The sequence below is a fragment of the Novosphingobium pentaromativorans US6-1 genome (assembly GCF_000767465.1).
Lineage (GTDB): Bacteria > Pseudomonadota > Alphaproteobacteria > Sphingomonadales > Sphingomonadaceae > Novosphingobium > Novosphingobium pentaromativorans.
This window is the reverse complement of sequence record NZ_CP009291.1, coordinates 1,153,907-1,180,483: the sequence shown is the minus strand read 5'-3', so window position 1 is coordinate 1,180,483 and position 26,577 is coordinate 1,153,907. Positions and strand designations below refer to the sequence as shown.

The following is a 26,577-nucleotide window of genomic DNA, read 5'->3' as shown; positions in this document are numbered from 1 at the left end:
TTCCCCGAACTGACCAACGCCCTGGCGCGCACCAGTGCGCCGTTTCAGGCCAGGGTGCCTGCGCAACCAGCCTGCGCAGCGCTGACGGCATGACCGGCCAGCGGGTAAGTCATCGCGGCAAGCCCAAGCAGAAGCACGGCGAGGCTGGTTCCGGCCGACATGCCCCCGATTAGGGCGATGCCGGTCAGGCGGGCCTTGCGGGCAAGTGCCGTTTCCTTGCAGGCTCCATAAGCCTTGCCTATTGCATCCTTGGCTTGAGGGCGGCGATGAAAGCGGCGTACCAGCCGCGACAGTGCCGGCGTGCGCTCGCCGGTGAAGCTGATGCGGCTGGCGTTCCAATTCCTGATGAAGTGATCGTCCTGCATGGTTCTGCTCCTTGCCTGGAGGGTTGTTCTGACCCGATCGTGATGCTCCCCGGAGCGCTGCGAAGCCAACAAAAGGACTGGCGAAGGGTATAAGGCTGGCTTATGATTGCAGCATGGAACCGCTTCCTCCGCTCAGTGCCGTGCGCGCCTTCGAAGCCGCAGGTCGCCTCGAGAATTTCTCGCGCGCGGCAGAGGAACTCGGGATGACGCAGGCTGCGGTCAGCTATCAGGTGCGCCAGTTGGAGGATCGTCTTGGCCGCTCTCTTTTCGTGCGCGAGAAGGGCAGGGTGCGCCTGTCCGAGGCGGGGCACCGTTTGCTCCCGGCCGTCACGGCAGCCTTTGCCGGCATGGCGGACGCCTTCGCGGCGCTGAGGGAGGAGGATCACGAGGTCCTTGCGATCAATGCCGCGATCTCGCTCGGCAGCGTCTGGTTGAGCGGGCGCATCGGCCGCTTCCAGATGCGTTTTCCGGACCTGGCGGTGCGCCTGTCGCTGGCGAACGAGACGATCGATCTGGGCAATTCGTCTTTCGACGTGGCGATCCGCGCGGGTTCCGGCGTCTGGGAGGGGCTGCGCAGCACGTTCCTGTTCCGGCAGCACTTCACGCCGATCTGCACGCGCGAATTCCTTGAGGCGAATGCGATCGGCAGGCCTGAGGATCTCCTGCGCGCCGAGCGGCTCGCGCCGAACGATGCCGGGTGGGCCGGGTGGTTCGCTGCTGCCGGGGTGGAAGCGAAGCTCGCGCCGCGCCGCGGCATCGTCATGGACAACCAGTCCCAGGAAGCGAGCATCGTCCGGGAAAGTTACGGCGTGGCTCTGATGTCCCCGCTGTTCTGGCAGGCAGAGTTGGAGAGCGGGCGGCTGATCCAGCCCTTCGATACACTCTATATGCCGGGAAGCGCACACTGGCTGGTCCATCCGGTCAACCGCGTCGGGGTACGCAAGATCGAGCGCCTGCGCGAATGGCTGCTGGAGGAACTCGAAGCCTGTCGCGGTCTCTTGCCTGACCGGATCTTCAAGCCCTTGTGACATTTTCGCGTCCGCGCCTCTTGCCCGCGCTGCCGATTTGGGCTTTGCCGCGGCCATGACATTCGCGGCCACCGTCCTCACACTTTATCCTGACATGTTTCCGGGCCCCCTCGGCATTTCGCTTGCCGGGCGCGGACTGGCCGAAGGCAAGTGGTCGATCGAGACGGTGCAGATCCGCGACTTCGCCAGGGACAAGCACCGCACGGTCGACGATACGCCTGCCGGCGGTGGCGCGGGCATGGTTCTCAAGGCCGACGTTCTGGCCGCCGCCATCGACCATGCGCGCAGCCTCAGCCCCGAGGCCCCGGTGATCGCTATGACGCCGCGCGGCCGCCCGATTTCGCAGGCCCGGGTGCGCGAGCTTGCGGCCGGGCCGGGCGTGACCATCCTGTGCGGCCGGTTCGAGGGCTTTGACGAGCGGATCTTCGAGGGACGCAACGTGGAGCAGGTGTCGGTCGGCGATATCGTCCTGTCTGGCGGAGAACCTGCGGCCCTGATGCTGCTGGACGCTTGCATTCGCCTGCTTCCCGGCGTAATGGGCGCGGCTTCCAGCGGGGCCGAGGAATCGTTCGAGGACGGTCTTCTCGAGTATCCGCACTATACCCGACCCACCGAGTGGGAAGGGCGCACGATCCCTGAAGTGCTGCGATCGGGGGATCATGCGAAGATCGCCGCCTGGCGGAAACAAAAGGCGGAGGAAGACACACGGTTACGCAGACCGGACCTTTGGGAGCGTCATAGGGGCGCTCGGGACCAGTCTGCCTCTGGCGCGCGGCACAAAGATGAGGATTTGGGTTCATGAACCTGATTCAGCAGATCGAGGCCGAGGAAATTGCCAAGGCCGGCAAGGATATCCCTGAGTTCCGTCCGGGCGATACCGTCCGCGTCGGTGTGAAGGTCGTCGAAGGTACCCGTACTCGCGTCCAGAACTTCGAAGGCGTGTGCATCGCGCGTTCGAACCGTGGCATGGGTTCGAACTTCACCGTCCGCAAGATCAGCTTCGGTGAAGGCGTGGAACGCGTTTTCCCGCTGTACTCGCCGAACATCGATTCGATCACCGTGGTTCGCCGCGGCGTCGTGCGTCGTGCCAAGCTGTACTACCTGCGTGGTCGTACCGGTAAGCGCGCCCGCATCGCCGAGCGCCGCGACGTTCGCGCCGACGCGTAAGCATCGGCACATTGCCTGTCTTGCGGCAGGCAGCTTGAGAGGCGGTTCGGTTCGGACCGCCTTTTTTGCGCGCTCCTGCAATCCTGCGGGTCCGTGGCAAGGGCTCCAGATTACAGGATGTTAACACCCGAATCGGGGTTACGCCGAATGCCGCGGTTGCGATCTTTCGGTTTTGACCCCGCAAGGTTTGCACTGGCGCAGCGAGTCGGAATGTCGCCACACCTTCGATGTTGCGCTGCACAATCGCAATTCGTCACAAGAATGGCGGAAAAACGCGATTAAGTGCGGGTTTTTCGCCTGTTTTGCCTTTGACACGGCAGAGAAAACCCGCTCAATTCCCGGGCCATTCAAGAGGCGATTCAACTATCCCATCACATCCGGTTCCACTGAAAGGTTAGGGGGTACCCATAATGAACAAGAACGATCTCATCAGCGCAGTTGCCGACACCAGCGGTCTGACCCGCAGCGATGCGACCAAGGCCGTTGAAGGCGTCTTCGACGCCATCACCGGCGCGCTGAAGAAGGGTGACGAGGTCCGCCTGGTTGGTTTCGGCACCTTCTCGGTTGCCAAGCGCAAGGCCTCGACCGGCCGCAACCCGCGCACCGGCGAGCCCATGGAAATCAAGGCTTCGGCTCAGCCGAAGTTCAAGGCTGGCAAGGGCCTCAAGGACGCCGTCAACTAATCCAGACGGCCAGCCTGTTCGCCTCACAGGTTGAAAAGATTGCGCCGCGCCGACCCCAGGGTCAGCGCGGCGTTTCTTATTGGTTCTTCGACGCCGCGATAGCGCAGTGTCCAAAGCCAGGTTCAGACAGGGTCCGGTAGCGCACGGCGTCACCGGACCCTTTCGCCTTCAGGGCGCCAGCTTGAGCAGGGCTGTCGGGGCTGCAGGCGTTCGCGGGTTGACCTGCCAGGTCAGCGACTGTGTGCTTCCTGCAGCGGCCTTGGGGCCTTCATCGGTGTTGTTGGCAAGGATCTGCGCATCGGTACGGATAGTGAAGGTACCATCCGCCAGCGTGGCCGGTCCGTCATCCCCGCCCGCTGCACCCTTGGCCATGCCCGACATCATGCCCGCCATCGCGCCCGGGCTGTTGGCCGGACCGAACCCGGGGGCGTCGACCCGCACTGTGCCGTCCTGGCGCAGCGAGAGTTGCACGAAGGCATTGGTCATCGGCATGCCTTCGAAGGTCGGGAAGGTGAAGTCATGGTCGAGACGGGCCTCGATGGCGAAGTCGACATCGAATTTGCCCTTGCCGATATACTCGACCTTGTTCCAGCCGGCCTGCCGGCGCAGTTTCTCGGCAATCGCCTTGCCGGATTCCGGGTTACTCGGGTCGATGCCGCCCAGCAGCATCTGCGCGGCCTGCGCGTCCTTCTGCTTGCTTTCCTCGCGCGATTTTTCCCATTCCTGCTTCTGCTGCGCGATCTCGTCGTCGGTGCACTTGCGCTCGTCGAAGCTGTCTTCTTCGTAGCAGGTCTCCGGCTCGAAGTTCTGCTTCTTCGACGCCTCCATCAGCGGCATCATCAGGATCTCGCCGGTGTAGCGAAACGCAAAGCTGCGATCCTTGCGCACGTCGAGCTGCGAGGTGAACTTGCCGGGCGCGAAGATGCACGCGGCCAGCAGCAGGGTGAGGGCCCCGGCCGCCAGCGCGGTTAGCGCTCTGCGGCCGTGTATTTTGGACATTGCAAAGTGTCGCATCTCTGTTCCCCCTGGTTTCAGAGCTGTGGCTGATTTTCTCAAGTCAGCGCGTCGCCACCGCGTAAAGCGCGATGGCAGCGGCATTGCTGACGTTAAGGCTTTCCATCTCGCTGCTGATCGGCAGCTTGGCGACGGCGTCGCAGTGCTGGACGATGTTGTGGCGCATTCCGTCGCCTTCAGCGCCGAGCACGAGCGCGACAGGACCGGCGGGGAGGGCTTCGGCCAGCGTGGCCTCCGCTTCACCATCCAGGCCGAGTCGCCAGTATCCGGCTTCGGCGATCTCCTCGAGCGCGCGGGCCAGGTTCACCACGCGTACCCAGGGCAGCGTTTCGAGCGCGCCGGAGGCCGATTTGGCCAGAGTGCCCGATTCGGGCGGAGCGTGACGGTCCTGCGTGACGATGGCGCAGGCATTGAAGGCGAGGGCCGAGCGCATGATCGCGCCGACGTTATGAGGATCGGTGACCTGGTCCAGCACGAGAACGGGCCGTGCCGGGTCGCCGTCGAGCACATCGGCGAGAAAGACATCATCCAGTGGTTCGCATTCGAGAACGAGGCCCTGGTGTGGCGCGTCGCGGGCGACGAGCCGGGCAAGGTCGGCGGGCTGTGCCCATTCGACCGTGAAATCGGTGGGTAATTCGCCGTCGAGCGAATCAACGCCCTCTCGAGTGGCCCACAATTTGCGGTGATGGCGGTCGGGATTCTTGAGAGCGGCTTCAACGGCATGTCTTCCCCACAGGCGAACCATGCCCGAGGAAGCACGTCCGCTACCGCGCCCGTTTTTCATGCGGCCGGCCCTTCCACGTAGGGCCCGGGCTGGTTTTCCACCGCCCTGATGATCGCCGCGCTTACTCATGAAATGTCCTTTCAACAAAAAACTATTTTCGCTCCTGCCAGTCACCCCATTGACAGGCAAGGCTCGCTTCGGCAAAGGCGCGGCTCCTCGGCAACGGGCTCCTTCCGGGAGCCTCACCAAAGCGGGTTTTCCCGCAAGCCAGAACTGGTGTGGACAGGTGGCCGAGTGGTTAAAGGCAGCAGACTGTAAATCTGCCCGCGCAAGCGTACGTTGGTTCGAATCCAGCCCTGTCCACCACCAGCTTCCCCATCACCGACATCGGCGATACCCCTCCAGGGAAGCTACGGTATTCCTTGGCATTGCGGTATCCGACGAGCACTTCTAGAAGAGAGCCATGCCCGGAGATATTCTCGATAACCAAGGTCGCGGCGAAGCTTCGTGGCGCTGGCCCTCCATCCATCCCGAAGGTCGCAAGTTCGGCGGCATCGCCGGGGTGATCGCGGTGGCAGGCTGGTTGCTGCTGGGTCCGTTGGTCGGTTGGCCGCTTGCCGTGCTCACCTTGTGCGTACTGGCCTTCTTCCGCGATCCGGTGCGTGTGACGCCGCAGGACGAGCGTGCGATCGTTGCGCCGGCCGATGGCCTCGTGACGCTGATCCAGAAGGTTGCGCCGCCGCGTGAGCTAACCATGGAAGACGGTAGCGGCGCGAAGCCAATGGATACGCAGCCGGTTACGCGCGTTTCCATTTTCATGAGCGTGTTCGACGTCCACATCAATCGCGCGCCGATCGGCGGCACCGTTCGGCGGGTGATCTATATCCCCGGCAAGTTCATGAATGCGGATCTCGACAAGGCGAGCGAAGAGAACGAGCGCCAGCACATCCTCATCGAACGCGGCGATGGCCTGCGCATCTGCTTCACGCAGATTGCCGGTCTGGTCGCGCGCCGGATCGTTCCTTTCGTCAAGCCGGGCGACATTCTCGCCGCAGGCCAGCGCGTCGGACTGATTCGCTTCGGCAGCCGCGTCGACGTTTATCTTCCCGCCGGCACCGAGCCGAAGGTTCTCATGGGGCAGCGCATCGTTGCCGGTGAAACCGTCCTTGCCGAAGTGTCCGAAGCCCGCGTGATCGAGGGCGTTGCGCAGTGATCGATGAGCCCGATCCGCTTGCCGAGGATCGGCTTTCGCCGCGCCGCCGGCTTGCGCGCGGGCTCTCGATGCGGGCGATCGTGCCCAATGCCATCACTGCGGCAGCACTGTGTTCCGGCCTGACGGGGATTCGCTTTGCGATTGCCGGGGATTTCGAGAAATCGGTGCAGGCCGTGATTCTAGCCGGCCTGCTCGACGGCATCGATGGCCGTGCAGCCCGGCTGCTGCGCGCCCAGACCCGCTTCGGGGCCGAGCTCGACAGCCTGGCAGATTCGATTTCGTTCGGGGTCGCCCCGGCGTTGATCGTTTATCTGTGGACGCTCCACCAGCTGCCCAGCCTGGGCTGGATCGCATCGCTTGCCTTTGCAATCTGCTGCGTGCTGCGCCTCGCGCGCTTCAATGCGCGCCTCGACATGCTCGATCAGCCGCACAAGCAGGCGGGCTTCCTGACCGGCGTTCCCGCACCGCTGGGTGCGGGCCTTGCCTTCCTGCCGATTTACCTGTGGATCGCGACCGGCATTCCCGAATTCGCCAATGACGTTGCCGTCAGCATCTGGATGGTCCTCATCGCCTTCCTGATGATTTCGAGCGTGCCCACCCTGAGTTGGTCGAAGATGCAGCCCCCGCGCGACTTGCGCATTGGCCTCATCGCGGTGGTCGGCCTGACCGTGGCGGCGCTGTTGACCGAGCCCTGGTACACTCTGGCGGTGATCACGCTGGGCTATCTTGCCCTGATCCCGTTGGGAATCGCGTCCTACGCCAAGGTCAGGCGGCGTGCTCAAGGCCAGGCCAAACCAGTGCCGGCCGCTGGGCCTGGCGACGAGCCGGACGCACCTTCCGATCCGTCCTGAGCGCGGCAAGGGCCGGAACCGGCACCCGCTCGATCATCTTCCACGAGACAGTCAGCGTACCGGGGCAAGCATGAAGCTGCGCCCGGAGCGCGAATGCCTTGCGGCCGTGGCGCATCCAGCTTGCGGCGATGACCCAGAGCGACACGATTGCGCCAAGGGTGAAGAGCGAAGCGGCAAATGCAGTCATGACCATCTTCCTTTCAGGGCCAGCGCCCGATCCCGTGAGGGGACAGGGCTGTGGACAGCTTGTGGAAATAACGAATCTGTTCTACCAATGTTCCTTGCAGCCCTTGTTCTTATTTTGTTCCATCCAAGTCAAGCCTGTTTCTGCATGCAGCGCGATCGGGCGGCTTGAGCATGGAGCATTTCGGGTTGCCCTTGGGAGCGTGAACTAGGACAGCGGACATGGGATTGTCCCCGAGACCTGGCTCCGTTCCCGAGGCGAGTTGGCCGAGGCACAGCGGTTCCGGCGCAATTTCGCGCTGGATTTCTCGAGTGGAGAGGGCTATGGGCGGCCCCGCCTGAGCGGTGCCTGTCGATTCCCGGCAGATCGCGGAGGGCAAATCCACATGGAAGGCGCACATACCGGTGCCGCAGCGGATCGAGGGGCTTCTTGCCCGGCCGCACGGTTCCAGCCTTCCAGAGGTGCAACCGGAAAGGAATTTACTTATGGCGGCTCCTGTCGTCACCATGCAGCAGCTCATCGAGGCCGGCGCTCACTTCGGCCACCAGACCCACCGCTGGAATCCGCGGATGAAGCCGTACATCTTCGGCGCCCGCAACGGCATCCACATCATCGACCTGTCGCAGACCGTGCCGCTCATGGCCCGCGCGCTCGACTTCGTCTCGGCCACCGTGCAGGCCGGCGGCAAGGTGCTCTTCGTCGGCACCAAGCGCCAGGCCCAGGAGCCGATCGCCCAGGCCGCCCGCGCCTGCGGTCAGCACTTCGTCAACCATCGCTGGCTGGGCGGCATGCTCACCAACTGGAAGACCATTTCGCAGTCGATCAAGCGCTTCAAGGCTCTTGAAGAGCAGCTTGCCGGCGACACGGCCGGTCTGACCAAGAAGGAAGTCCTTCAGCTGACCCGTGAGCGTGACAAGCTTGAGCTTTCGCTCGGCGGTATCCGCGACATGGGCGGCATTCCGGACGTCATGTTCGTGATCGACGCCAACAAGGAAGACCTGGCGATCAAGGAAGCCAACACCCTCGGCATTCCGGTCGTCGCCGTGCTCGACACCAACGTCAGCCCCGAAGGCATTGCGTTCCCGATCCCGGGCAACGACGACGCCAGCCGCGCTGTTCGCCTCTACTGCGAAGCGATCGCCCAGGCTGCGACCAAGGGTGGCCAGAACGCGGTTGTCGACTCGGGTGCCGACATCGGCGCCATGGAAGAGCCGGTCGCCGAAGCCGCTGCGGAAACCGCAGGGGCCTGATCGGCCCGACGCAATCGGCATTTTCGTCATTGAAATGTCGCGCGCCGGGTCCATCGGGCCCGGCGCGCCTGTCAATTACTGAAGAAGGATAAAAGCGATGGCCTACACCGCCGCTGACGTGAAGAATCTGCGCGAGCGCACCGGCGCCGGCATGATGGACTGCAAGAAGGCTCTCGACGAATCGAACGGCGACATCGAAGCCGCCGTCGACGCGCTGCGCGCCAAGGGTCTTGCCGCCGCTGCCAAGAAGTCGAGCCGCACCGCTGCCGAAGGTCTGGTCGGCGTTGCCGTGACCGGCACCAAGGGCGTCGCCGTCGAGGTCAACTCGGAAACCGACTTCGTCGCCAAGAACGAGCAGTTCCAGGACTTCGTGCGCAAGACCACCGAAGTCGCCCTGGGCGTTGCCGGTGACGACGTCGAAGCGCTCAAGGCTGCTGGCTACCCGAACGGCGGCACTGTCGCCGACGCGCTGACCAACAACGTCGCCACCATCGGTGAGAACCAGCAGGTTCGCCGCATGAAGACCGTTGAAGTCTCGCAGGGCCTCATCGTTCCCTACATGCACAACGCGGCCGCTCCGAACCTCGGCAAGATCGGCGTCCTCGTTGCTCTCGAGTCGGACGCTTCGGCTGAGGTCCTCGAAGGCCTGGGCAAGCAGATTGCGATGCACATCGCCGCTGCCTTCCCGCTGGCCCTCAACGCCGACGATCTCGATGCCGAGCTGATCGAGCGTGAGCGCAAGATCGCCAAGGAAAAGGCCGCCGAATCGGGCAAGCCCGAGAACGTGCAGGAAAAGATGGTCGAAGGCGCGATCGCCAAGTACGCCAAGGAAAACGCGCTGCTCAGCCAGGTCTTCGTCATGGACAACAAGACCCCGGTTCAGCAGGTCGTCGACCAGGCCGGCAAGGAAGCCGGCACGAAGATCGTCCTCAAGGACTTCGTGCGCTTCCAGCTCGGCGAAGGCATCGAGAAGGAAGAGTCGGACTTCGCAGCCGAAGTCGCCGCGGCGGTTGCGGGCTGATTTCAGCCAGCTTCCTTCGGGAATTAGCAGAATGGGCCGGGAAGTGATCGCTTCCCGGCCCATTCTCGTTGAGGCTCCACCTGCTGCATTGTAACACGGGCATGTTCGACTTCTTGTCCATGAAACTCGTGTTCGCAGCGTGTCTCGCGCCTGCTTGTCAGCGAACATGGCGTGATCGACCAGGACGATGCGCCCGACGAGGCGATGTGCCGGGGGTGGTTAACATTGATCTTTCCTCTCTGAGCGAGCGCGAGCGGCTTGCCGTGCAATCCTCGCAGCGCGGCGGCCTGATCCTGCAGGGGCAGGTCGGGTAGGCGCTGCGCCCGATCTTGCATCGAGATCGCGGCGATCAGTCGAAACGATCGAGGTGCGGGTCGCGGCGAGGCGCATTTGCGCAAGCTCGCCCCTTGGCAATCCGCGCGCCGCCCCCTAATGCGATGGCCGTTCATCCCCCTGCGTGAGAAAATCGGCCAATGAGCAATCCCTCCTATAAACGCGTCCTGCTGAAGCTGTCGGGCGAGGTTCTTATGGGGGAGCAGCAGTTCGGCATCGACTCGGAATTCGTGGCCGAACTGGCCAAGGAAGTGAAGGCGGCCAAGGAGACCGGGCTGGAGATCTGCCTGGTGATCGGCGGGGGCAATATTTTCCGCGGCATGGCCGGTGCGGCCAAGGGCATGGACCGCGCCCAGGCCGACTATATGGGCATGCTGGCGACCGTCATGAACGCGCTGGCGATGCAGAACGCGCTCGAGCAGCTCGGCGTCGAGACGCGGGTGCAGTCGGCAGTGCAGATGGACCAGGTCTGCGAGCCGGTGATCCGCCGCCGGGCCGAACGCCACCTCGAAAAGGGACGCGTGGTGATCTTCGCCGCCGGGGTTGGCGCACCTTACTTCACCACCGATTCAGGCGCCGCCCTGCGAGCCGCCGAAATGGGCTGCGATGCGCTGCTCAAGGGAACCAGCGTCGATGGGGTCTATGACAGCGACCCCAAGACCAATCCCGAAGCAAAGCGTTACCAGACAGTGGATTACGACACTGTCCTCGCCGACAATCTCAAGGTGATGGACGCCAGCGCCGTTGCCCTGTGCCGCGACAATTCGATTCCGATCGTCGTGTTCTCGATCCGCGAGAAGGGCAACCTTGCCCAGGTCCTCGCGGGTGAGGGCACGCAGACGATCGTCCAGAAAGGAGCCTGATAGCCATGGCCAAGTACGACAAGGCCGACCTCGAACGCCGCATGCACGGCGCTGTGGAATCGTTCAAGCACGACCTCTCCGGTCTGCGCACCGGCCGCGCCAACACCGCGCTGCTGGAGCCGATCAATGTCGAGGTCTATGGAGCGATGATGCCGATCGTCCAGGTCGCGACGATCTCGGCGCCCGAACCGCGCCTGCTTTCGGTGCAGGTCTGGGACAAGTCGAATATCGGCCCGGTAGAAAAGGCGATCCGTTCGGCGGGCCTCGGCCTCAACCCGATCAACGACGGCAATACGCTGCGTCTGCCAATCCCCGATTTGACCGAGGAGCGCCGCAAGGAACTCGCCAAGCTGGCCGGACAGTATGCCGAAAAGGCCCGCGTGGCGATCCGCAACGTGCGCCGAGATGGCATGGAAACCCTCAAGGCCGACGAGAACAAGAAGGAAATTTCGGAAGACGAGCGCAAGCGCTCCGAGGCCGAAGTCCAGAAGCTGACCGACGAGCAGATCAAGGCCGTCGACGACGCGCTGGCGCACAAGGAAAAGGAAATCCTCAACAAGTGAGGATACGCGTTCGGTCCGGATCGAGGCGTATGGGATGAGCAAGGCCGAACCCGTAAGGGCGCGCCATGTTGCCATCATCATGGATGGCAACGGGCGCTGGGCGAAGAAGCGCCTGATGCCGCGCGCGCTGGGGCACCAGCGCGGTGTCGAGGCCGTGCGCAAGGTCGTGCGCGGCGCCCGTGAGATGGGTCTCGAAGCGCTCACCCTCTATGCCTTCTCGACCGAGAACTGGCGCCGCCCCGAGGAAGAAGTCTCGGACCTGATGAGCCTGATGAAACGGTTCATCCTTTCCGATCTCGACGAATTCGCCGAGGCCGGGGTGCGCCTCAAGATCATCGGCGATTACAAGGCCTTCAAGCCCGATGTTGTCGAACTGGTGGAGAAGGCGATCGCTCGTACTGCCGGCAATTCCGGCACGACGCTGGCCGTTGCTCTCAACTACGGTTCGCAGGACGAGATCGCCCGCGCGGCAACCAGGGCTGCGGCCAAGGGACCGATCACGCCCGAGACCATCGCCGCCGAACTGGATACGGCGGACCTGCCGCCGCTCGACCTGCTGATCCGGACTTCCGGCGAAGTGAGGCTGTCGAACTTCCTGCTCTGGCAGGCGGCCTACGCCGAAATGATGTTCACCGACGTGCTGTGGCCGGACTTCACGGCCGAGCACTTGCGCGACGCCCTCGAGGCTTTCACCACCCGTGAGCGTCGCTATGGCGGGCGCTGAACGGATCGGTCTGCGCGGCTCGGAACGAGACACGAAAAGGGACCCTGCGTGACGATGCGGGGCAGGGGATGCTGACGTGAGCGATGCTCCAAAGAAATCCGATCTGCGGGTGCGGACAATTTCCGCCGTCGTGATGGTCGCTGTCGCGGGTCTCGCGATCTGGCTGGGCGGCCCGATATGGACCGCTTTCGTCTGCGCGATCGCTGTGGGCGTGCTGTGGGAGTGGGTCAGGCTGACCCGCGCAGGCACACAGAACCCCGCGGAGCGCGGCTTCTGGAACTTTGCCGGCATGTTCTATGTGGGCACCTGCGCGGCCATGCTGCTGTTCCTGCGCAATCCGGCCTTTACCCTTGCGCCCCTGCTGACGGTCGTCTGCGGTGTCATTGCGGTCGATGTCGGCGCCTATTTTGCCGGACGGACTTTCGGAGGGCCGAAGGTCGCTCCGGCCATCAGCCCCTCGAAGACATGGGCCGGACTGTTCGGTGCGATAGCGGCTGCGACTCTGGTCCTGTTCGGCGCAGCGATGCTCTGGCGCTCCGGCGCGATTTCCCTGACCCAGGCGGGCCGGGCGGTCGAGGAAGTGTCCTGCTTCGGCATGCAGCCGTGCTGGTATCTCGGAGCCCGCGTGGTCCCGCTTTTCGCCACCTGCCTGATGACCGGGATTCTCTTCGCGATCTGCGCGCAGGGTGGGGATTTCTTCGAAAGCTGGCTGAAGCGGCGCGCCGGGGTGAAGGATTCGGGCAGTCTCATTCCCGGACATGGTGGATTCTTCGATCGCGTTGATGGCTTGCTGGCAGTGCTTTTCGTGCTAGGCCTGATGATCCTGTTTCAACCGGGCTCGTGATGATGCGCAGCATTTCCGTTCTCGGCGCCACCGGTTCGATTGGCGCCTCGACGCTGGACCTGCTCCGGCGCAATCGGGATGCCTGGCGCATCGAGGCCCTGACCGCCAACGGCAATGTCGCCGAACTGGCGAGGCTCGCGCGGGAGTTTTCCGCCAGCATCGCGGTCGTCGCGGACGAAGAGAAATTGCCTGAACTTCGCGATGCGCTGTCCGGCAGCGGGATCGAGGCGGCTGGCGGCGCGTCTGCGCTGGCAGAAGCGGCGGGGCGCGGCGCGGACTTTACCGTGGCTGCCATCGTCGGCTGTGCGGGCCTGGCCCCGACCATGGCCGCGATCGAGCGGGGCGGTGTCATCGCGCTTGCCAACAAGGAGGCGCTCGTTTCGGCGGGCGAAATCATGACCGCGGCGGTGGCCCGGCATGGCGCGACGCTCCTGCCGATCGATTCCGAACACAACGCCATCTTCCAGTGCCTGCAGGGCAATGCGGCCGAGCATGTGCGCTGGATCACCCTGACTGCCAGTGGCGGCCCGTTCCGCGACTGGTCGTGGGAGCGTCTGTCTCGCGCCACTCCGGCCGAGGCGATCAAGCATCCCAACTGGGACATGGGCGCCAAGATCAGCGTCGATTCCGCCACGATGTTCAACAAGGGCCTCGAACTGATCGAGGCGCACTACCTCTTTCCGGTCGGGCTCGACCGGTTGCGCATCATCGTTCACCCGCAATCGATCGTGCATTCCATGGTCGAGTATCGCGACGGCTCGACGCTGGCCCAGCTTGGCCCGTCGGACATGCGGGTGCCGATCGCATCGGCCCTGGCCTGGCCGGAGCGTATGGACACGCCTTGTGCGCCGCTCGATCTTGCCGAGATCGGCGAACTGACCTTCCGCAAGCCGGACGAAGAGCGCTTCCCGGCCACGCGCCTTGCGCGTGAGGCGGCGCAGGCAGGGGGCGGCATTCCCGCCGTTCTCAACGCCGCGAACGAAGTCGCCGTTGCCGCGTTCCTGAACGGTCAGATTGGGTTCACCCGCATTGCGGCACATGTGGAAGACGTACTCGGGTCCTTCGCGCCGCCCGCGCCGACCGGCCTTGCCGAAGTGCTGGCTGTCGACGGGGAAGCGCGGGCAAGGGCGCGGATATTGATGGAGGCTGCCTGACTTGACCGGTTCACCCAACCTGCTGACGACGATCTTCGCGTTTCTGCTCGTGCTTGGCCCGCTTGTGCTGATCCATGAGCTGGGACACTACCTCGTCGGACGGCTGTTCGGTGTGAAGGCCGACGCGTTCTCCATCGGCTTCGGCAAGGAGATCGCCGGCTGGACCGACAGGCGTGGAACCCGCTGGAAGCTCTCGGCGCTGCCGCTGGGCGGTTACGTTCAGTTCGCCGGCGACATGAATGCCGCCAGCGCCCCAACGGCCGCCGAGGATGGGCTGACCCCGCAGGAGCGAGCCCAGACATTTCATGTGAAGCCCCTGTGGCAGCGCGCGCTGATCGTGCTGGCCGGGCCACTGACGAACCTGCTGTTCGCCGTCGCCATCATCGCTGCGTTCAACTTCGCCCACGGCAAGATCGTATCGCCGGCGGAAGTGGCAATGTTCACCCAGGATTCGCAGGCACAGGCGGCCGGCGTGGAAATCGGCGACAAGATCGTCGCCGTCGATGGCGACAAGGTCGCCACGATTTCCGACCTGCCCGAGCATATCGTCCCGTTTCCGGGGCGGACTGTCACGCTTGGCATCCGGCGTGACGGGCGCGATATCTCGCTACCGGTCAAGCTGGCCGACCGGACCGTCAGCGATAGCTTCGGGAACCAGTCGCGCATCGGCGATCTGGGCATCGATTTCGCGGTGCCCACGGTTGGGGGCTTCTTCGGCGATTCTGCCGCGGAGGCGGGCGGCCTGAAGGTAGGCGACCGCATTACCGCCATCGACGATCACGAGATCCGCAGCTTCACCCAGATTCCCGAACTCGTGCAGCCGCGCGCTGGTGATACGATCTCGGTCGTGGTCAATCGCGACGGACAGACCCGTGTCTTCCCGGTCACGTTGGGCAGGGGTGAGGCGGTCGACGAGAAGGGTAACAAGGTCACTGTCGGTCAGCTCGGGATCAAGGCCGGGTTCGGCGAGATCGAGCCGGTCGGCGCGGCTGAGGCGGTGCAGCTCGGCTTCGAGAATTCCTTCGGCATCATGAAGATGATGGTAACCGGCATCGGCCAGATCTTCACCGGCGAACGCTCGGTGAAGGAGCTTGGCGGACCGATCAAGATCGCCAAATATTCGGGTGAGCAGTTCTCCCTCGGCTGGGAGGATTTCATCAGTTTCGCGGCGCTGATTTCGATTAACTTGGCATTCATCAACCTCCTGCCAATCCCTGGCCTCGACGGCGGGCACCTGGCTTTCTACGCGGCCGAAACGGTCCGTCGTAAGCCGCTCAGTGTGCGCAGTCAGGAGTGGGCGATCCGGACGGGCGTGGCACTGGTGCTGGCCCTGATGGTCTTCGTAACGGTCAATGATGTGGCGTCTCTCCCGATTTTCGGGGGATAGCCAGGAGGAATTCACTCGCGATCACAATCTTGCCGGGTTTGGCTGCTTGATCGCAAGCCATCCATCGGGCAGATGGCTGCGACTGCCTGCCATACAGGTTAGCGGTCGGGTTCATGTCTTGTCGCCGACGGCAGATAGTCTCGCGATATCGATTACAGGATTTTGCGTAGAATGATGGGATTGGAAATGGTTCGAGGCACTGACGCCCACCGTGCTTCGCAGATCGCAGTCGTGCTTCTCGGCACCACGATCCTTGCCGGATTGCCTGCGCCTGCCTTCGCTCAGGATGCGGGCGGCGATGCGGCCTCGAGCCAGACTGCGCCTGTCCAGACGATCCAGTCGATCCAGGTGACCGGTGCCGAGCGTCTCGAGCCACAGACGGTCCTCTCCTATATCAAGCTGCGTATCGGCCAGCCTTACTCGAAGGCATCGGCCGACGCTGCGCTCAAGGACCTCTACGAGACCGAGCTTTTCGCCGACGTCCAGATTTCCAACGATAACGGCAATGTCACCATCCAGGTGAAGGAAAACCCGGTCGTCAACCGCATCATCCTTGAGGGCAACAAGCGCATCAAGGACGACAAGATCCTTCCCGAGATCAAGGTCGCGCCGCGCCAGATCTTTACCCGTTCCAAGATCCGTGCCGACGTCGCCCGTATCATCGAACTCTACAAACGCCAGGGCCGCTACGCAGCGACGGTCGAACCGAAGATGGTCATGCTCGACCAGAACCGCGTCGACATCGTCTTCGAGATCACCGAGGGCGACAAGTCCAAGGTCCGCCAGATCAACATCATCGGCAACGAGCACTTCTCCGACGGCAAGCTGCGCGGCGAGATGGTGACCAAGCAGGCGCGCTTCACCCGCATCTTCAGCTCGAGCACCAGCTACGATCCCGATCGCATGGCGTTCGACCAGCAGAAGCTGCGCCAGTTCTATCTGACCGAGGGCTACGCGGATTTCCGCGTCGTCTCCGCGGTCGCCGAGCTGACGCCGGACAAGAAGGACTTCATCATCACTTACGTGGTGGAGGAAGGTCAGCGCTACAAGTTCGGCGATGTGAAGGTCGAAAGCCAGCTGCGCGACTTCGACGGCGAGCGCCTGACCAAGAACCTGCCGATGAAGCAGGGCGACTGGTACAACGCCAAGCTCGTCGAAGACACGATCGAGAGCCTGAACGACACCGCCGGTGCCTATGGCTACGCCTTCGCCGACGTGCGGCCGCAGTACGACCGCAACAAGGACGACCTCACCATGGGTCTGACCTTCGTCATCCAGGAAGCGCCGCGCGTCTATGTCGAGCGTATCGACATCAACGGCAACACGCTGACCCAGGACAAGGTCGTGCGCCGCGAGTTCCGTCTGGCCGAAGGCGACGCGTTCAACTCGCTGCAGGTCAAGCGTTCGACCAACCGCATCAAGTCGCTCGGCTACTTCCAGGAGAAGTTCGAGGTCGAGCAGAAACCCGGTAGCGCCGACGACCGCATCATCCTGGAAGCGAACGTCGAGGAAAAGCCGACCGGCGAGCTGCAGCTCTCGGCCGGTTTCTCGAGCCTTGAGAGCTTCATCTTCCAGGCCTCGATCCGCCAGCGCAACTTCCGCGGCCGCGGCCAGACGGTCGGCCTATCGGGCAGCTATTCGCGCTACTCGAAGAGCGTCGAGGCCAGCTTCGTCGAGCCGTACCTGTTCGACAAGAACGTGTCGCTGGGCGTCGACATCTATCGCCGCGACTACAACAGCTTCAACTACTACAATTCCAGCCGCAAGACCAACTACCAGCAGTCGACCACCGGTTTCCAGGTCCGCGCCGGCGTGCCGCTGACCGAGTACCTGACGGCAGTCGGGCGCTATACGCTCAACTATGACGACATCTCGGTCAGCAAGAGCCAGTTCTACTCGGTCAACCAGAATGGCGACTTCGCGTGCGATCCGCTGCGTGCCGGCCGCTACTTGTGCGAAGCCATCGGCAAGCGCCTGAGTTCGATCGTCGGCATGTCGCTGATCTACGACACGCTCGACAACCGCGTGCGTCCCACCAAGGGCGAAACCGCATCGATCAACCTCGATATCGCCGGGCTGGGCGGTGACGTGAAGTACGCTCGCCTGCGTGCCAACGCGGCCAAGTACTGGCCGCTCGGCGGTGGTTTCGTCTTCTCGGTTCAGGGCGAAGGCGGCGTGATCAAGGGTTACGGCGGCGACAGCGTGCGTCTGACCGATCGCTTCTACCTGGGTGAGCCGCAGATGCGCGGCTTCGGTATCCGCGGTGTCGGTCCGCGCGTTATCCGTCAGTACTACAGCGGCGCCGTTGACGACGAGAACACGACCGCGTCCAACGATTCCGACGACGCACTCGGCGGCAAGTACTATTACAAGGCCCGCGGTGAGATGGAGATTCCGCTCGGTTCCGGGGCCCGCGAAATGGGCCTGCGCCCATCCATCTTCGTCGATGCAGGCGCAGTTTGGGGTACCAAGACGCCGGACACGCTCAACTGTAGCGATGGCTGTTTCATCGAGCAGCGCGATTCCGATGGCAACCAGCTTTATTATACGCGCGACGCCGACAACAACATCACCGGCACAACGACCACGCCGAATGGCGACCCTGCCGGCAGCACCAGCTACTTCACCGAACAGTACCTGGGCAACACCTGGAAGCCGCGTGTTGCCGTGGGTATCGGCGTGAACTGGAATTCGCCCTTCGGTCCGTTCCGGATCGATTTCTCGAAGGTCCTTCTCAAGGAGAAGGGCGACGACACCAAGGCATTCACCTTCAACGTGGGAACACAATTCTGATGAAGACTCTTCTCAAGTCCGCCGCGCTGGCCTCGAGCCTGGCGCTGGTTACCGTCGCTGCTCAGCCCGCTCTTGCGCAGGACAAGAACGGCGGCACCATCGTTCAGGGCCTCGCCATTGCCAGCTTCGATGCCGTGATCGCCAATTCGAACGCCTTCAAGACCGCCGAGCAGCAGCGCGAGACGACTTACAAGGCGCAGTACGACCAGGCCAAGCAGCGCAGCGAAGCGCTCAATGCGCAGCTCAAGCCGCTGATCGACAAGTTCAACGCCGACCGTCAGGTCGCCAAGCCGAACCAGGCCGCGCTGCAGCAGCAGGCCGCCCAGATCCAGCAGCTGCAGGAAAGCGGCAAGCAGGAAATCCAGCGCATCCTCGCGCCGGTGGGTCTTTCGCAGGCCTATGTGAACGAGCAGATCGAGGACAAGCTCGACGCAGCGGTGAAGTCCGCGATGGCCAAGAAGAAGATCTCGATCCTGCTTTCGCCGGACGCGATCCTTGCCGTCAACGGCAGCGCCTACAACCTCAACCAGGACATCCTGAACGAGCTGAACGCCTCGATTCCGTCTGCACAGCTTGTCCCGCCCTCGGGCTGGGAACCGCGCCAGATCCGTGAAGCGCGTGCCCAGCAGGCCGCCGCCCAGGGCCAGGCTGCGCCGAGCACGGCTGCCCAGCCGACCGGACGCTAAGAGCTGATCGGGGGCAGGACATGAGCGAGACGACCGAACAGGTCTACGATACCGCGAAGATCCTGGCGGCGCTTCCGCACCGCTACCCGATGCTGCTGGTCGACCGCGTGGTCTCCTTCACCGAGGAGGAGATCCATGCGGTCAAGGCCGTCAGCTTCAACGAGGATTTCTTCCAGGGACATTTCCCGGGCCGTCCGATCATGCCCGGCGTTCTCCAGATAGAGGCGCTGGCGCAGGCGGCAGGTATCCTTGCCATCGAGTCCCTCGGCCTCGCCGGGACCGGCAAGCTGGTCTACTTCATGGCGATCGAGGACGCGAAGTTCCGCAATCCCGTAACCCCCGGCAACCTGCTCGACCTGCGCGCCGGCTTCGTCCAGAAGCGTTCGCGCGTGTGCAAGTTCTGGGGCAAGGCGTCGATCGGCGACAAGGTCACCTGTGAAGTGAACTTCACGGCAATGATCGCCGACAGCTGATTTTTCGGGATGGGGCCTTCCGGTCGGCTCTCCCGCCAGCGGGATGGGCACACGGACGGGAAGCCCCACTCCCACTTGCATTTCGGCCCGCTTCGCTGTAAGCGCGCCGCTTTCCAAGGCAGGCCGGTCGGAACCGGCCATATGCGAAAGAGATTCGAAATGAAGGCCGATACGCACCCCGACTACCACATGATCACCGTCCAGATGACCGACGGCACCAAGTTCCAGACCCGCTCGACCTGGGGTTCGGAAGGTGACACGCTGGTCCTGGAAGTTGACCCGACTTCGCACCCGGCCTGGACCGGTGGCACGCAGCGCGTCAACGAAGGCGGCCGCGTCGCGCAGTTCAACAAGCGTTTCGGCGGACTCTCGCTCAAGAAGAAGTGAGCGAAGGTTCCATCGCGAACACACGGAAGGGCGGTCCGCAAGGGCCGCCTTTTTTGTTTCAGTTCCCACTTGAGGCGCATTCGCTTGGCGCCGGGGGTGCCAAGCAGGTCCGGCGGCCATGTTCGGGAATGCCAAGCTGTTGTCGGTAATTGCCTTTCAGGCTGATCGGCCTAGCTTGGGGAACGTCGCGCAGCCCGACGGCGCGCGCCTTTAACAGGAACCGGACGGGTCGCTTGCGACTTGAGGAAGTGCCTCGTCCGCGGCGTCCTGTCAGGACAAGACTTACCGGCCCCAAAGGGAGAATACCGATGATCCGTACCGTCCGAACCCTAACCGTGTGCGCAGCGGCTCTCAGTGCGCATGCCGCCCTGGCCGACAATCACGGCGAAGCGGCTGCGCCCGCGGTCCATGCGACCGTGATCGGGCTCGACGGCGAAGCGCTCGGGATGGTGACCCTGCAGGACACCCCGACCGGCGTTCTCGTCTCGACCGACATCAAGGGGCTGCCCGAAGGTGAGCATGGCTTCCACTTCCATGAGAAGGGCGTGTGCCAGCCTGCGGAAAAGTTCGCGACTGCGGGCGGGCACTTTGCCGCAGGGGGTGCCATGCATGGCCTGATGGTCGAGGGCGGTCCGCACGGCGGCGATATGCCCAACCAGCACGTGGGCGCCGATGGCGTGCTCGAAACGCAGATCCTCAATACCGGAGTCACGCTCGCGCCGGGACCGAAGTCTCTGGAGGATGCCGATGGTTCGGCCCTGGTGATTCACGCCGGTGCGGACGACTACAAGAGCCAGCCCTCGGGCGCTGCGGGCGGACGCATCGCCTGCGCGGTGATCAGCGCGCCGAAATAAGCGATGTTCGGCCGGGGGAGGGCACTAGCTCCCCCTCGGCTCAACTCCACGGCCGTTCCCGAAACCACTGTGTGACGACGTACTTGCGGCCCTGACGCACCTTCATTGCGTGGTGCAGGGTGGCGGGATTGAGGCTGCCGTCCGGGCGGCGGTTGTTCCAGGCGACGAGCTTGCCGCGTTCGGGCTGGATCAGCTTGTTGATCACCTTGAAGCGCGTGGCGCCGCCGGCATCCACGTCGTTCAGGTAGATCATGAAGGTCCAGGTGCGCTGGCCGGAAACGCTGCAGTACTTTTCGAAATCGCTGTTGTTGGGCTCGAAATAGTCCGTGTGGGCCTTGAATTCCTGGCCGACCTCGTAGCGTTGGCCCTGCAAGGGTTCGGCATGGGCAGGGTCGATGCCGGAAATATCGCAGAGCTTTCGGGCAAGGGCGGCCACGGCGCCAACGTCGGGGGACAGGTCGCAGGTGGAGCTGGTGCGAAAAACGTCGTCGCCGTTGTAGTTGGCGACAGTCGAGGGCCGGTGTTCCGCCTCGATCAGCGCGATCAGGGCATCGCACTGCGCAGTGTCGAGGAAATCGCGCTTCACGAAGAGTTCGAGCCGCGAGGAAGGGAAGCGTTGCATGCCCGTACGTAAGAGGGCAGCGCCGGATGATTCGCCTGGAGCCGTCATGGGGCGGACACTAGCGGCACGTTTGTCGCGGGAAAATTGCAGGAGTCTTGCATCGATCCGAATTTTTGCTTTGCAAGATCGCCTCCCTTGTGCAAAGGCGCGCTCCCGCACTGATCGCTGCTTGCAGCGTTCCGGGCGGCTTTCCGGAGACAGGCGTCATTGCCCCTGTCCCGGTGTGGCGATCGTAGCTCAGTTGGTTAGAGCGCCGGTTTGTGGTACCGGAGGTCGTGGGTTCGAACCCCATCGATCGCCCCATTTTCTTCCTTTGCCTGAGCGGTTTGGCACTATGCGGGTGAAAATCTGCAGCGTGGACCCTAAGTCCACTTGCCCCGCGCGCGTCTGTCGATAGAACGCGCCTGTCATGCACGGCTTTGCCAATCCTGCCCGTTTTCTGCGCATCGCCCGCTGGCTGATGCCGCTCTGCATGGGCGTCGGAGTCGTCATCGCGACGGTCGCGCTTTACTGGGGGCTGTTCCGCGCCCCGCCGGAGCGCCTGCAGGGCGAGACCGTGCGCATCGTCTTCCTTCACGTTCCCGCTGCCTGGCTGGGCATGGCAGGCTGGATGGGCATTGCCGCGGCCAGCTTTAGCGAACTGGTCTGGCGTCATCCGCTCGCCGGGATCGCCGCGCGCGGCTGCGCGGTGCCAGGTGCGGTCTTTACCGCGGTTTGCCTGATAACCGGTTCTCTGTGGGGGCGTCCGGCCTGGGGGACATGGTGGGTTTGGGACGGTCGGTTGACCAGCATGCTGGTGCTGCTGTTTCTTTATTTCGGCTGGATGGCGCTGTCGCAGGCAAGCGAGGCCAGCGCCGGCGGGCATACCCGGGCACCGGCGATCTTCGGGCTGGTCGGGGCGGTGAACATTCCGATCATCCATTATTCGGTGATCTGGTGGAACAGCCAGCACCAACCGCCGAGCATCACCATGGGCAAGTCGGCGATGGACGGGGCCTTCCTGTGGCCGTTGCTGGCCGCTACCCTGGGTTTCACATTGATATTTGCCGGCGTCGTGCTGGCCCGGATGCGGGCCATTCTCGCCGACCAGCAGGCAGAGGCCCGCTTGCGCCGCAAGGCGATGAGCGAAGCGGCATTCTGATAAAGACAAACGGCATTTACGGGATGAGCGAGGCAATTATCTGATGCGCGAGGCAATGGATGCCTGGACTTTCGTGATCGCGTCCTACGCCGTGGGCGTCGGGGCGACGCTTGCGATGATTGCCTGGTCGCTGATCTCGATGAAGCGGGCCGAGGCCCGCCGCGACAAGGCGCGGGGGCAGCGCTGATGGCCGTGAAAGCGAAACACCAGAGGCTGGTCCTCCTCGTCCTCGCGCTGGTCGTGCTGATTGGCGCTGGCCTGCTCGCGGCCTGGGCGCTGCGCAATCAGGCGAGCTATTTCTATGTCCCGAACGAGATTGTCGCCAGTCCGCCAGCGCCCGACCGCGCCGTGCGCCTTGGCGGCATGGTCGAGAAGGGCTCGCTCAAGACCGAGGGCGACGGTGTGACCATCGCCTTTGTCGTCGAGGATGGGAAGGCGCGCGTGCCGGTGACTTTCAAGGGCATCGTCCCCTCGCTCTTCGTCGAAGGGTCGGGTGTCGTCGCCGAAGGCCGGATGGGCAAGGACGGGACTTTCATTGCCGACAACCTGCTGGCCAAGCATGACGAGAACTACGTCCCGCGCGAGATGCAGGAGATGACTGCAGCGCAGGCCGACAAGATCGTGGCGGAAACGCAGTGATCGCGGAATTCGGACTCGCAGCGCTCTGGCTTGCCGCCGCGCTCGCCGCGCTGCAGCTCGTTGCCGGTGCGCTTGGCCTGACCCGGCGCGGCGAAGCGCTGGGCGGCGTCGTGCGCCCGGTCGCGGTCGTGCAGGGGCTGCTCGCGCTCGTCTCGTTCCTGTGCCTGATCTACGTCTTTGCCGTCACCGACCTGTCGGTGAAGCTGGTGGCGATGAACTCGCATTCGATGAAGCCGCTGGTCTTCAAGATCGCCGGTGCCTGGGGCAACCACGAGGGTTCGATGCTCCTGTGGGTCACCGTCATGGGCATGGCGGGCGGTTTCGTTGCGTTGATCGAGAGGCGCCTGCCCGAGCCGACGATGCTGGCAACGCTGGCCGGACAGGCCTTCGTCAGCCTCGGCTTCTATGCCTTCCTGCTGATCGCCTCGAACCCGTTCGAACGCCTCTCGCCGGTTCCGGCGGAGGGCAACGGCCTCAATCCGCTGCTGCAGGACCTTGGCCTCGCGTTCCACCCGCCCACGCTCTACCTCGGCTATGTCGGCCTTTCGGTGGCCTTCAGCTTCGCAATCGGCGCGTTGGTCACGCGTGAGGTCGGGCCGGCCTTCGCCCGCGCCATGCGCCCATGGGTGATGGGTGCCTGGATTTTCCTGACGGTGGGTATCACCGCCGGTTCCTACTGGGCCTATTACGAACTGGGCTGGGGCGGCTGGTGGTTCTGGGATCCGGTCGAGAACGCCTCGCTCATGCCCTGGCTGGCGGCGACCGCGCTGCTGCATTCGGCCAGCGTTCTCGCCGCGCGCAATGCCTTGCGCGCCTGGACGATCATGCTGGGCGTCGTGGCTTTCTCGATGTCGATGATCGGCACCTTCCTGGTGCGCTCGGGCATTCTCACCAGCGTCCATGCCTTTGCCGTCGACCCCGAGCGCGGGACATTCATCCTCGCGCTTCTGGCGATCAACATTGGCGGGGCGCTCACGCTTTTCGCCTTGCGCGCAGCAACCGTGACCGAGGGCGAACGCTTCGCCGTCGTCAGCCGCGAGGGCGCGCTGGTGTTCAATAACGTGATGCTTTCGGCGATTCTCGGCATCGTCCTGTTCGGGACACTCTATCCGCTGGTGGCCGAGGCCATGGGCGCAAAGGTCTCGGTGGGGCCGCCGTACTTCAACCCGATGAGCGCCCTGTTCGCCGTGCCGATGCTGATGGTCCTGGCGGTCGGTCCGCTGCTGCGCTGGCGGCGCGATGCCTTCTCCCGGGTCGGCAAGCGGTTGGTGATCCCCGCCATGCTGGTTGCGGCAGGCGTGATTGCGCTGCTGGTCATCGGCGGCGTCGCATTCCTGCCGTTCATCGGCCTGGCGCTGGCCGCAGGGCTTGCCTGGGCAAGCCTGATGCCGCTGCGCGAACGCAACCTGCGCCGCACGCCGCTGCCTGTGTGGGGTATGGTGATCGCACACTTCGGTATTGCCGTGGCGCTGTTCGGCATGAGCAGCGAGAGCGCCTTCTCGGTCGAGAAGCTGGTTGCGGTGAGGCCCGGCGAGACGACGCAGGTCGGTCCGTGGCTTGTCCGCCTCGAACGGGTCGAACCGGTGGCCGGCCCCAACTGGACCGCGCTCGAGGCGGAACTGAAGGTGCGGTACAAGGATTCGGCCCCGGTCATCGCCCGGCCGCAGTCGCGCAGCTTTTGGGCGCCCCCGCAGCAGACCAGCGAATCTTCGCTGCTGACGCGCTGGAACGGGCAGCTTTACTCGGTTCTGGGCGGGGAAGCGGAAGACGGTCGCTGGCAGCTTCGCCTGTGGTGGAAACCCTTTGTCACGCTGATCTGGCTGGGGGGTCTGCTGATTGCCCTGGGCGGTGTGCTGGCCCTGATCGGCCGCGTGAAGAGCGACCTGCGCCGCCTCATCGCGCGTGACAAGATTGCCGACAGGCGCGAGAGTCAGTGCCGATGAGCGAGCCAACGCCTCCCAAGGCCCCCAAGTGGGCGATCTGGCTGCCCCTGGTGCTGTTCGTGGCCTTCGTCGCGCTCGTCATGATCGGGCTCTATCGTCCGGCGGACCGCAACGTGGCCAGCACACTGGTTGGCAAGCCCATGCCCGAGTTCCAGCTTCCGCCGGCATTGCCCGGTCGTCCCGGGCTCAACAGCCGGCAATTCGCCAATGGTTCGCCGCACCTCCTGAACATCTTTGCCAGCTGGTGCCTGCCTTGCCGCGTCGAGGCACCGCAACTGGCGGCACTGGCCAGGGCCGGGGTCCCGATCGAAGGCATCTCCGTGCGTGACACGACCGAGGCGCTGCAGGGCTTCCTTGCCGAACATGGCGATCCGTTCCAGCGAATCGGTGCCGATGATGACGGCAAGGTCCAGCTCGCGCTCGGCTCCTCTGGCGTGCCGGAGACTTACGTGATCGATGGCAAGGGCGTGATTCGCTACCAGCACATCGGCGAAATCCGTCCCGAACATGTCCCGATGATTCTCGACAAGCTGAAGGAGGCCGCGCAGTGAGCCGCCTGCCAGTCTGTCTTCGCCTGCCCCACCGCCTGTTCGCGCTGATCGTGGCCGCTCTGGGCCTGCTGTGCGCTGGGCCGGCCGTGGCGCAGGAAGAGCAGTCCACCGCGCCTTATGCCTATCGCCAGCTGGAAGACCCGGCGAAGGAGGAGAAGGCGCAGGCGCTGATGGAGACGCTGCGCTGCCTGCAGTGCCAGGGACAGTCCATTGCCGATTCGGATGCGCCGATTGCCGGTTCGATGCGCTCGCTCGTGCGGGAACGGATCGCTGCAGGCGAAGATCCCGAGGCGATTCGCGGCTGGCTGATCGAACGTTACGGCGATTACGTCAGCTACGCCCCGCAATTGACCAGCCTCACCTGGCCGCTTTTTGCTGTGCCTGCCTTTCTCATCCTGCTGGCCGTGCTGTTGCTGCGCCGGCGCTTTCGCAGGGGAGGGGAACAATGACCTGGGTCCTCGTCGTCGTTCTGGCGGTGGTCGCCTTCATAGGCATTGCCTTTGTCCTCAAGGCGCCGCGCAGCGGCTGGGAAGCGATCGCCGCCGCGCTCGTCCTGGGCATTGCCGGTTACGCTTCGCAGGCAAGCCCGGGGCTGCCCGCTGCGCCCAAGGCGGCGTCTGAGCAGGTCTCCAAGGACGCAGCGGCGATGGTCGATGCGCGCGGAAAGGTCAGCGACAGCAGCCTGCCGCCGAGCGATCGCTGGGTCGTGATTGCCGACGGACTGGCGCGAAACGGCCGTTACGGCGATGCTGCCGAGGTTCTGCGCGGTGCGGTTAACGCCGATCCCAAGAACACCGAGGCATGGCTGGCGATGGGCAACGCGCTGGTCTCCCATGCCGATGGGCTGCTGACGCCCGCGGCGCTCTATGCCTTCCGCAAGGCGGCCCTGTCGGACCCGGATGCGCCGGGCCCGCCGTTCTTCCTGGGCCTCGCTTTTGCCCAGTCGGGTCGCTACGCCGAGGCTCGCCAGCTGTGGTCCGACCTGCTCGAACGCGCGCCCGAGGATGCTCCCTGGCGCGCGCCTCTGGCGGATCAGCTGTCCAAGCTGGAGGCGTTCCTTGCCGGACAATCGGGTGGGCAAGGTCCCTCTTCGGGTCAGTCAACCCCCTGAGCCTGATTT

Annotated in this window: 31 protein-coding genes and 2 tRNA genes; 28 read left to right on the top strand and 5 right to left on the bottom strand. The window is 64.1% G+C overall.

Annotated elements, in window-relative coordinates; genetic code table 11:
- Positions 1-44 precede the first annotated feature (44 nt).
- Positions 45-365, bottom strand: a complete 321-nt coding sequence (locus JI59_RS05490; protein ID WP_007013790.1) for a hypothetical protein — start codon at positions 363-365, stop codon at positions 45-47.
- A 113-nt stretch (positions 366-478) separates the two neighbouring features.
- On the opposite strand from JI59_RS05490, the gene JI59_RS05485 reads away from it, so the two are divergent.
- From JI59_RS05485 to JI59_RS05470, 4 genes are all read left to right on the top strand, one after another.
- Positions 479-1,393 (top strand): LysR substrate-binding domain-containing protein, encoded by a 915-nt coding sequence (locus JI59_RS05485; protein WP_007013791.1) that lies wholly within the window; start codon positions 479-481, stop codon positions 1,391-1,393.
- Between the two features lie 55 nt (positions 1,394-1,448).
- Entirely contained in the window at positions 1,449-2,195 is a 747-nt protein-coding gene (gene trmD / locus JI59_RS05480) for a tRNA (guanosine(37)-N1)-methyltransferase TrmD (protein ID WP_038577058.1), read from the top strand.
- Complete coding sequence (rplS, locus tag JI59_RS05475) at positions 2,192-2,560, top strand: 50S ribosomal protein L19 (RefSeq protein ID WP_007013793.1); 369 nt, start codon at positions 2,192-2,194, stop codon at positions 2,558-2,560. Before trmD ends, rplS begins: the two co-directional genes overlap by 4 nt.
- A 410-nt stretch (positions 2,561-2,970) precedes the next feature.
- Complete coding sequence (locus tag JI59_RS05470; RefSeq protein WP_007013794.1) at positions 2,971-3,243, top strand: HU family DNA-binding protein; 273 nt, start codon at positions 2,971-2,973, stop codon at positions 3,241-3,243.
- A 168-nt stretch (positions 3,244-3,411) separates the two neighbouring features.
- Here JI59_RS05470 and JI59_RS05465 read toward each other — a convergent pair whose 3' ends face one another.
- Both JI59_RS05465 and rlmB read right to left on the bottom strand, forming a co-directional pair.
- Positions 3,412-4,242: a hypothetical protein gene (locus JI59_RS05465; RefSeq protein WP_007013795.1), complete on the bottom strand. Its 831-nt coding sequence runs from the start codon at positions 4,240-4,242 to the stop codon at positions 3,412-3,414.
- Positions 4,243-4,300: 58 nt separating this feature from the next.
- Entirely contained in the window at positions 4,301-5,041 is a 741-nt protein-coding gene (rlmB, locus tag JI59_RS05460) for a 23S rRNA (guanosine(2251)-2'-O)-methyltransferase RlmB (protein WP_158511850.1), read from the bottom strand.
- 220 nt (positions 5,042-5,261) lie between these two features.
- On the opposite strand from rlmB, the gene JI59_RS05455 reads away from it, so the two are divergent.
- From JI59_RS05455 to pssA, 3 genes are all read left to right on the top strand, one after another.
- Positions 5,262-5,347: transfer RNA gene (locus JI59_RS05455), tRNA-Tyr, on the top strand.
- A gap of 97 nt (positions 5,348-5,444) precedes the next feature.
- On the top strand, positions 5,445-6,194 hold the full coding sequence (locus JI59_RS05450) for a phosphatidylserine decarboxylase (RefSeq protein WP_007013797.1): 750 nt from the start codon (positions 5,445-5,447) through the stop codon (positions 6,192-6,194).
- Complete coding sequence (gene pssA, locus JI59_RS05445) at positions 6,191-7,045, top strand: CDP-diacylglycerol--serine O-phosphatidyltransferase (RefSeq protein WP_007013798.1); 855 nt, start codon at positions 6,191-6,193, stop codon at positions 7,043-7,045. Before JI59_RS05450 ends, pssA begins: the two co-directional genes overlap by 4 nt.
- Here pssA and JI59_RS27325 read toward each other — a convergent pair.
- Positions 6,960-7,232, bottom strand: a complete 273-nt coding sequence (locus JI59_RS27325) for a hypothetical protein (RefSeq protein ID WP_138921414.1) — start codon at positions 7,230-7,232, stop codon at positions 6,960-6,962. The two genes, pssA and JI59_RS27325, sit on opposite strands and share 86 nt — an antisense overlap.
- 482 nt (positions 7,233-7,714) lie before the next feature.
- Between JI59_RS27325 and rpsB the strand changes: the two genes are divergently transcribed.
- From rpsB to JI59_RS05380, 13 genes are all read left to right on the top strand, one after another.
- Positions 7,715-8,479: a 30S ribosomal protein S2 gene (rpsB, locus tag JI59_RS05440; protein ID WP_013832683.1), complete on the top strand. Its 765-nt coding sequence runs from the start codon at positions 7,715-7,717 to the stop codon at positions 8,477-8,479.
- Positions 8,480-8,576: 97 nt separating this feature from the next.
- Positions 8,577-9,500, top strand: a complete 924-nt coding sequence (gene tsf, locus JI59_RS05435) for a translation elongation factor Ts (RefSeq protein ID WP_007013801.1) — start codon at positions 8,577-8,579, stop codon at positions 9,498-9,500.
- A gap of 473 nt (positions 9,501-9,973) precedes the next feature.
- Positions 9,974-10,696 (top strand): UMP kinase, encoded by a 723-nt coding sequence (gene pyrH, locus JI59_RS05430; protein ID WP_007013802.1) that lies wholly within the window; start codon positions 9,974-9,976, stop codon positions 10,694-10,696.
- A gap of 5 nt (positions 10,697-10,701) precedes the next feature.
- On the top strand, positions 10,702-11,259 hold the full coding sequence (gene frr / locus JI59_RS05425) for a ribosome recycling factor (RefSeq protein ID WP_007013803.1): 558 nt from the start codon (positions 10,702-10,704) through the stop codon (positions 11,257-11,259).
- 34 nt (positions 11,260-11,293) lie between these two features.
- On the top strand, positions 11,294-11,983 hold the full coding sequence (uppS, locus tag JI59_RS05420) for a polyprenyl diphosphate synthase (protein WP_007013804.1): 690 nt from the start codon (positions 11,294-11,296) through the stop codon (positions 11,981-11,983).
- 76 nt (positions 11,984-12,059) lie between these two features.
- Positions 12,060-12,827: a phosphatidate cytidylyltransferase gene (locus tag JI59_RS05415; RefSeq protein WP_007013805.1), complete on the top strand. Its 768-nt coding sequence runs from the start codon at positions 12,060-12,062 to the stop codon at positions 12,825-12,827.
- A 2-nt stretch (positions 12,828-12,829) separates the two neighbouring features.
- Entirely contained in the window at positions 12,830-13,981 is a 1,152-nt protein-coding gene (locus JI59_RS05410; RefSeq protein ID WP_038577056.1) for a 1-deoxy-D-xylulose-5-phosphate reductoisomerase, read from the top strand.
- 1 nt (position 13,982) lies between these two features.
- A complete protein-coding gene (gene rseP / locus JI59_RS05405) occupies positions 13,983-15,368 on the top strand; it encodes an RIP metalloprotease RseP (RefSeq protein ID WP_007013807.1) in 1,386 nt (461 codons plus the stop codon).
- Between the two features lie 171 nt (positions 15,369-15,539).
- Positions 15,540-18,161 (top strand): outer membrane protein assembly factor BamA, encoded by a 2,622-nt coding sequence (gene bamA, locus JI59_RS05400; protein ID WP_007013808.1) that lies wholly within the window; start codon positions 15,540-15,542, stop codon positions 18,159-18,161.
- A complete protein-coding gene (locus JI59_RS05395; protein ID WP_007013809.1) occupies positions 18,161-18,847 on the top strand; it encodes an OmpH family outer membrane protein in 687 nt (228 codons plus the stop codon). Before bamA ends, JI59_RS05395 begins: the two co-directional genes overlap by 1 nt.
- Positions 18,848-18,867: 20 nt before the next feature.
- Complete coding sequence (gene fabZ / locus JI59_RS05390; RefSeq protein WP_007013810.1) at positions 18,868-19,320, top strand: 3-hydroxyacyl-ACP dehydratase FabZ; 453 nt, start codon at positions 18,868-18,870, stop codon at positions 19,318-19,320.
- 159 nt (positions 19,321-19,479) lie between these two features.
- Positions 19,480-19,707 (top strand): 50S ribosomal protein L31, encoded by a 228-nt coding sequence (gene rpmE, locus JI59_RS05385; protein ID WP_007013811.1) that lies wholly within the window; start codon positions 19,480-19,482, stop codon positions 19,705-19,707.
- A gap of 308 nt (positions 19,708-20,015) precedes the next feature.
- Positions 20,016-20,561: a superoxide dismutase family protein gene (locus tag JI59_RS05380; protein ID WP_038575599.1), complete on the top strand. Its 546-nt coding sequence runs from the start codon at positions 20,016-20,018 to the stop codon at positions 20,559-20,561.
- 40 nt (positions 20,562-20,601) lie between these two features.
- Here the strand turns inward: JI59_RS05380 and JI59_RS05375 are convergent, their stop codons facing one another.
- Positions 20,602-21,231, bottom strand: a complete 630-nt coding sequence (locus JI59_RS05375) for a prolyl hydroxylase family protein (RefSeq protein WP_038575597.1) — start codon at positions 21,229-21,231, stop codon at positions 20,602-20,604.
- A 178-nt stretch (positions 21,232-21,409) separates the two neighbouring features.
- Here JI59_RS05375 and JI59_RS05370 point away from each other — a divergent pair.
- From JI59_RS05370 to JI59_RS05340, 8 genes are all read left to right on the top strand, one after another.
- Positions 21,410-21,486 (top strand) — tRNA-His (locus JI59_RS05370).
- 106 nt (positions 21,487-21,592) lie between these two features.
- The gene (ccmC, locus tag JI59_RS05365; protein ID WP_007013814.1) at positions 21,593-22,324 is read left to right on the top strand and encodes a heme ABC transporter permease CcmC; all 732 of its coding nucleotides are present in this window, start codon (positions 21,593-21,595) and stop codon (positions 22,322-22,324) included.
- Positions 22,325-22,367: 43 nt separating this feature from the next.
- On the top strand, positions 22,368-22,511 hold the full coding sequence (locus tag JI59_RS27320) for a hypothetical protein (RefSeq protein WP_007013815.1): 144 nt from the start codon (positions 22,368-22,370) through the stop codon (positions 22,509-22,511).
- Positions 22,511-22,963 carry a cytochrome c maturation protein CcmE gene (gene ccmE, locus JI59_RS05360; RefSeq protein WP_007013816.1) on the top strand — a complete coding sequence of 151 codons (453 nt, stop codon included), beginning with the start codon at positions 22,511-22,513 and terminating at the stop codon, positions 22,961-22,963. Before JI59_RS27320 ends, ccmE begins: the two co-directional genes overlap by 1 nt.
- Complete coding sequence (locus JI59_RS05355) at positions 22,960-24,906, top strand: heme lyase CcmF/NrfE family subunit (RefSeq protein WP_007013817.1); 1,947 nt, start codon at positions 22,960-22,962, stop codon at positions 24,904-24,906. Before ccmE ends, JI59_RS05355 begins: the two co-directional genes overlap by 4 nt.
- Positions 24,903-25,457: a DsbE family thiol:disulfide interchange protein gene (locus tag JI59_RS05350; protein ID WP_007013818.1), complete on the top strand. Its 555-nt coding sequence runs from the start codon at positions 24,903-24,905 to the stop codon at positions 25,455-25,457. Before JI59_RS05355 ends, JI59_RS05350 begins: the two co-directional genes overlap by 4 nt.
- Positions 25,454-25,906, top strand: a complete 453-nt coding sequence (locus tag JI59_RS05345) for a cytochrome c-type biogenesis protein (protein WP_007013819.1) — start codon at positions 25,454-25,456, stop codon at positions 25,904-25,906. Before JI59_RS05350 ends, JI59_RS05345 begins: the two co-directional genes overlap by 4 nt.
- Positions 25,903-26,568, top strand: coding sequence for a tetratricopeptide repeat protein (locus JI59_RS05340; protein ID WP_007013820.1), 666 nt, complete (start codon positions 25,903-25,905; stop codon positions 26,566-26,568). The genes JI59_RS05345 and JI59_RS05340 overlap by 4 nt, the downstream gene beginning before the upstream one ends.
- Positions 26,569-26,577: the final 9 nt, after the last annotated feature.

Coding starts and splice junctions, on each gene's coding strand:
- JI59_RS05490 (WP_007013790.1), bottom strand. CDS start 365: ATGCAGGACGATCACTTCATCAGGAATTGGAACGCCAGCCGCATCAGC.
- JI59_RS05485 (WP_007013791.1), top strand. CDS start 479: ATGGAACCGCTTCCTCCGCTCAGTGCCGTGCGCGCCTTCGAAGCCGCA.
- trmD (WP_038577058.1), top strand. CDS start 1,449: ATGACATTCGCGGCCACCGTCCTCACACTTTATCCTGACATGTTTCCG.
- rplS (WP_007013793.1), top strand. CDS start 2,192: ATGAACCTGATTCAGCAGATCGAGGCCGAGGAAATTGCCAAGGCCGGC.
- JI59_RS05470 (WP_007013794.1), top strand. CDS start 2,971: ATGAACAAGAACGATCTCATCAGCGCAGTTGCCGACACCAGCGGTCTG.
- JI59_RS05465 (WP_007013795.1), bottom strand. CDS start 4,242: ATGTCCAAAATACACGGCCGCAGAGCGCTAACCGCGCTGGCGGCCGGG.
- rlmB (WP_158511850.1), bottom strand. CDS start 5,041: ATGAAAAACGGGCGCGGTAGCGGACGTGCTTCCTCGGGCATGGTTCGC.
- JI59_RS05450 (WP_007013797.1), top strand. CDS start 5,445: ATGCCCGGAGATATTCTCGATAACCAAGGTCGCGGCGAAGCTTCGTGG.
- JI59_RS27325 (WP_138921414.1), bottom strand. CDS start 7,232: ATGACTGCATTTGCCGCTTCGCTCTTCACCCTTGGCGCAATCGTGTCG.
- rpsB (WP_013832683.1), top strand. CDS start 7,715: ATGGCGGCTCCTGTCGTCACCATGCAGCAGCTCATCGAGGCCGGCGCT.
- tsf (WP_007013801.1), top strand. CDS start 8,577: ATGGCCTACACCGCCGCTGACGTGAAGAATCTGCGCGAGCGCACCGGC.
- pyrH (WP_007013802.1), top strand. CDS start 9,974: ATGAGCAATCCCTCCTATAAACGCGTCCTGCTGAAGCTGTCGGGCGAG.
- frr (WP_007013803.1), top strand. CDS start 10,702: ATGGCCAAGTACGACAAGGCCGACCTCGAACGCCGCATGCACGGCGCT.
- uppS (WP_007013804.1), top strand. CDS start 11,294: ATGAGCAAGGCCGAACCCGTAAGGGCGCGCCATGTTGCCATCATCATG.
- JI59_RS05410 (WP_038577056.1), top strand. CDS start 12,830: ATGCGCAGCATTTCCGTTCTCGGCGCCACCGGTTCGATTGGCGCCTCG.
- bamA (WP_007013808.1), top strand. CDS start 15,540: ATGATGGGATTGGAAATGGTTCGAGGCACTGACGCCCACCGTGCTTCG.
- JI59_RS05395 (WP_007013809.1), top strand. CDS start 18,161: ATGAAGACTCTTCTCAAGTCCGCCGCGCTGGCCTCGAGCCTGGCGCTG.
- fabZ (WP_007013810.1), top strand. CDS start 18,868: ATGAGCGAGACGACCGAACAGGTCTACGATACCGCGAAGATCCTGGCG.
- rpmE (WP_007013811.1), top strand. CDS start 19,480: ATGAAGGCCGATACGCACCCCGACTACCACATGATCACCGTCCAGATG.
- JI59_RS05380 (WP_038575599.1), top strand. CDS start 20,016: ATGATCCGTACCGTCCGAACCCTAACCGTGTGCGCAGCGGCTCTCAGT.
- JI59_RS05375 (WP_038575597.1), bottom strand. CDS start 21,231: ATGACGGCTCCAGGCGAATCATCCGGCGCTGCCCTCTTACGTACGGGC.
- ccmC (WP_007013814.1), top strand. CDS start 21,593: ATGCACGGCTTTGCCAATCCTGCCCGTTTTCTGCGCATCGCCCGCTGG.
- JI59_RS27320 (WP_007013815.1), top strand. CDS start 22,368: ATGCGCGAGGCAATGGATGCCTGGACTTTCGTGATCGCGTCCTACGCC.
- ccmE (WP_007013816.1), top strand. CDS start 22,511: ATGGCCGTGAAAGCGAAACACCAGAGGCTGGTCCTCCTCGTCCTCGCG.
- JI59_RS05350 (WP_007013818.1), top strand. CDS start 24,903: ATGAGCGAGCCAACGCCTCCCAAGGCCCCCAAGTGGGCGATCTGGCTG.
- JI59_RS05340 (WP_007013820.1), top strand. CDS start 25,903: ATGACCTGGGTCCTCGTCGTCGTTCTGGCGGTGGTCGCCTTCATAGGC.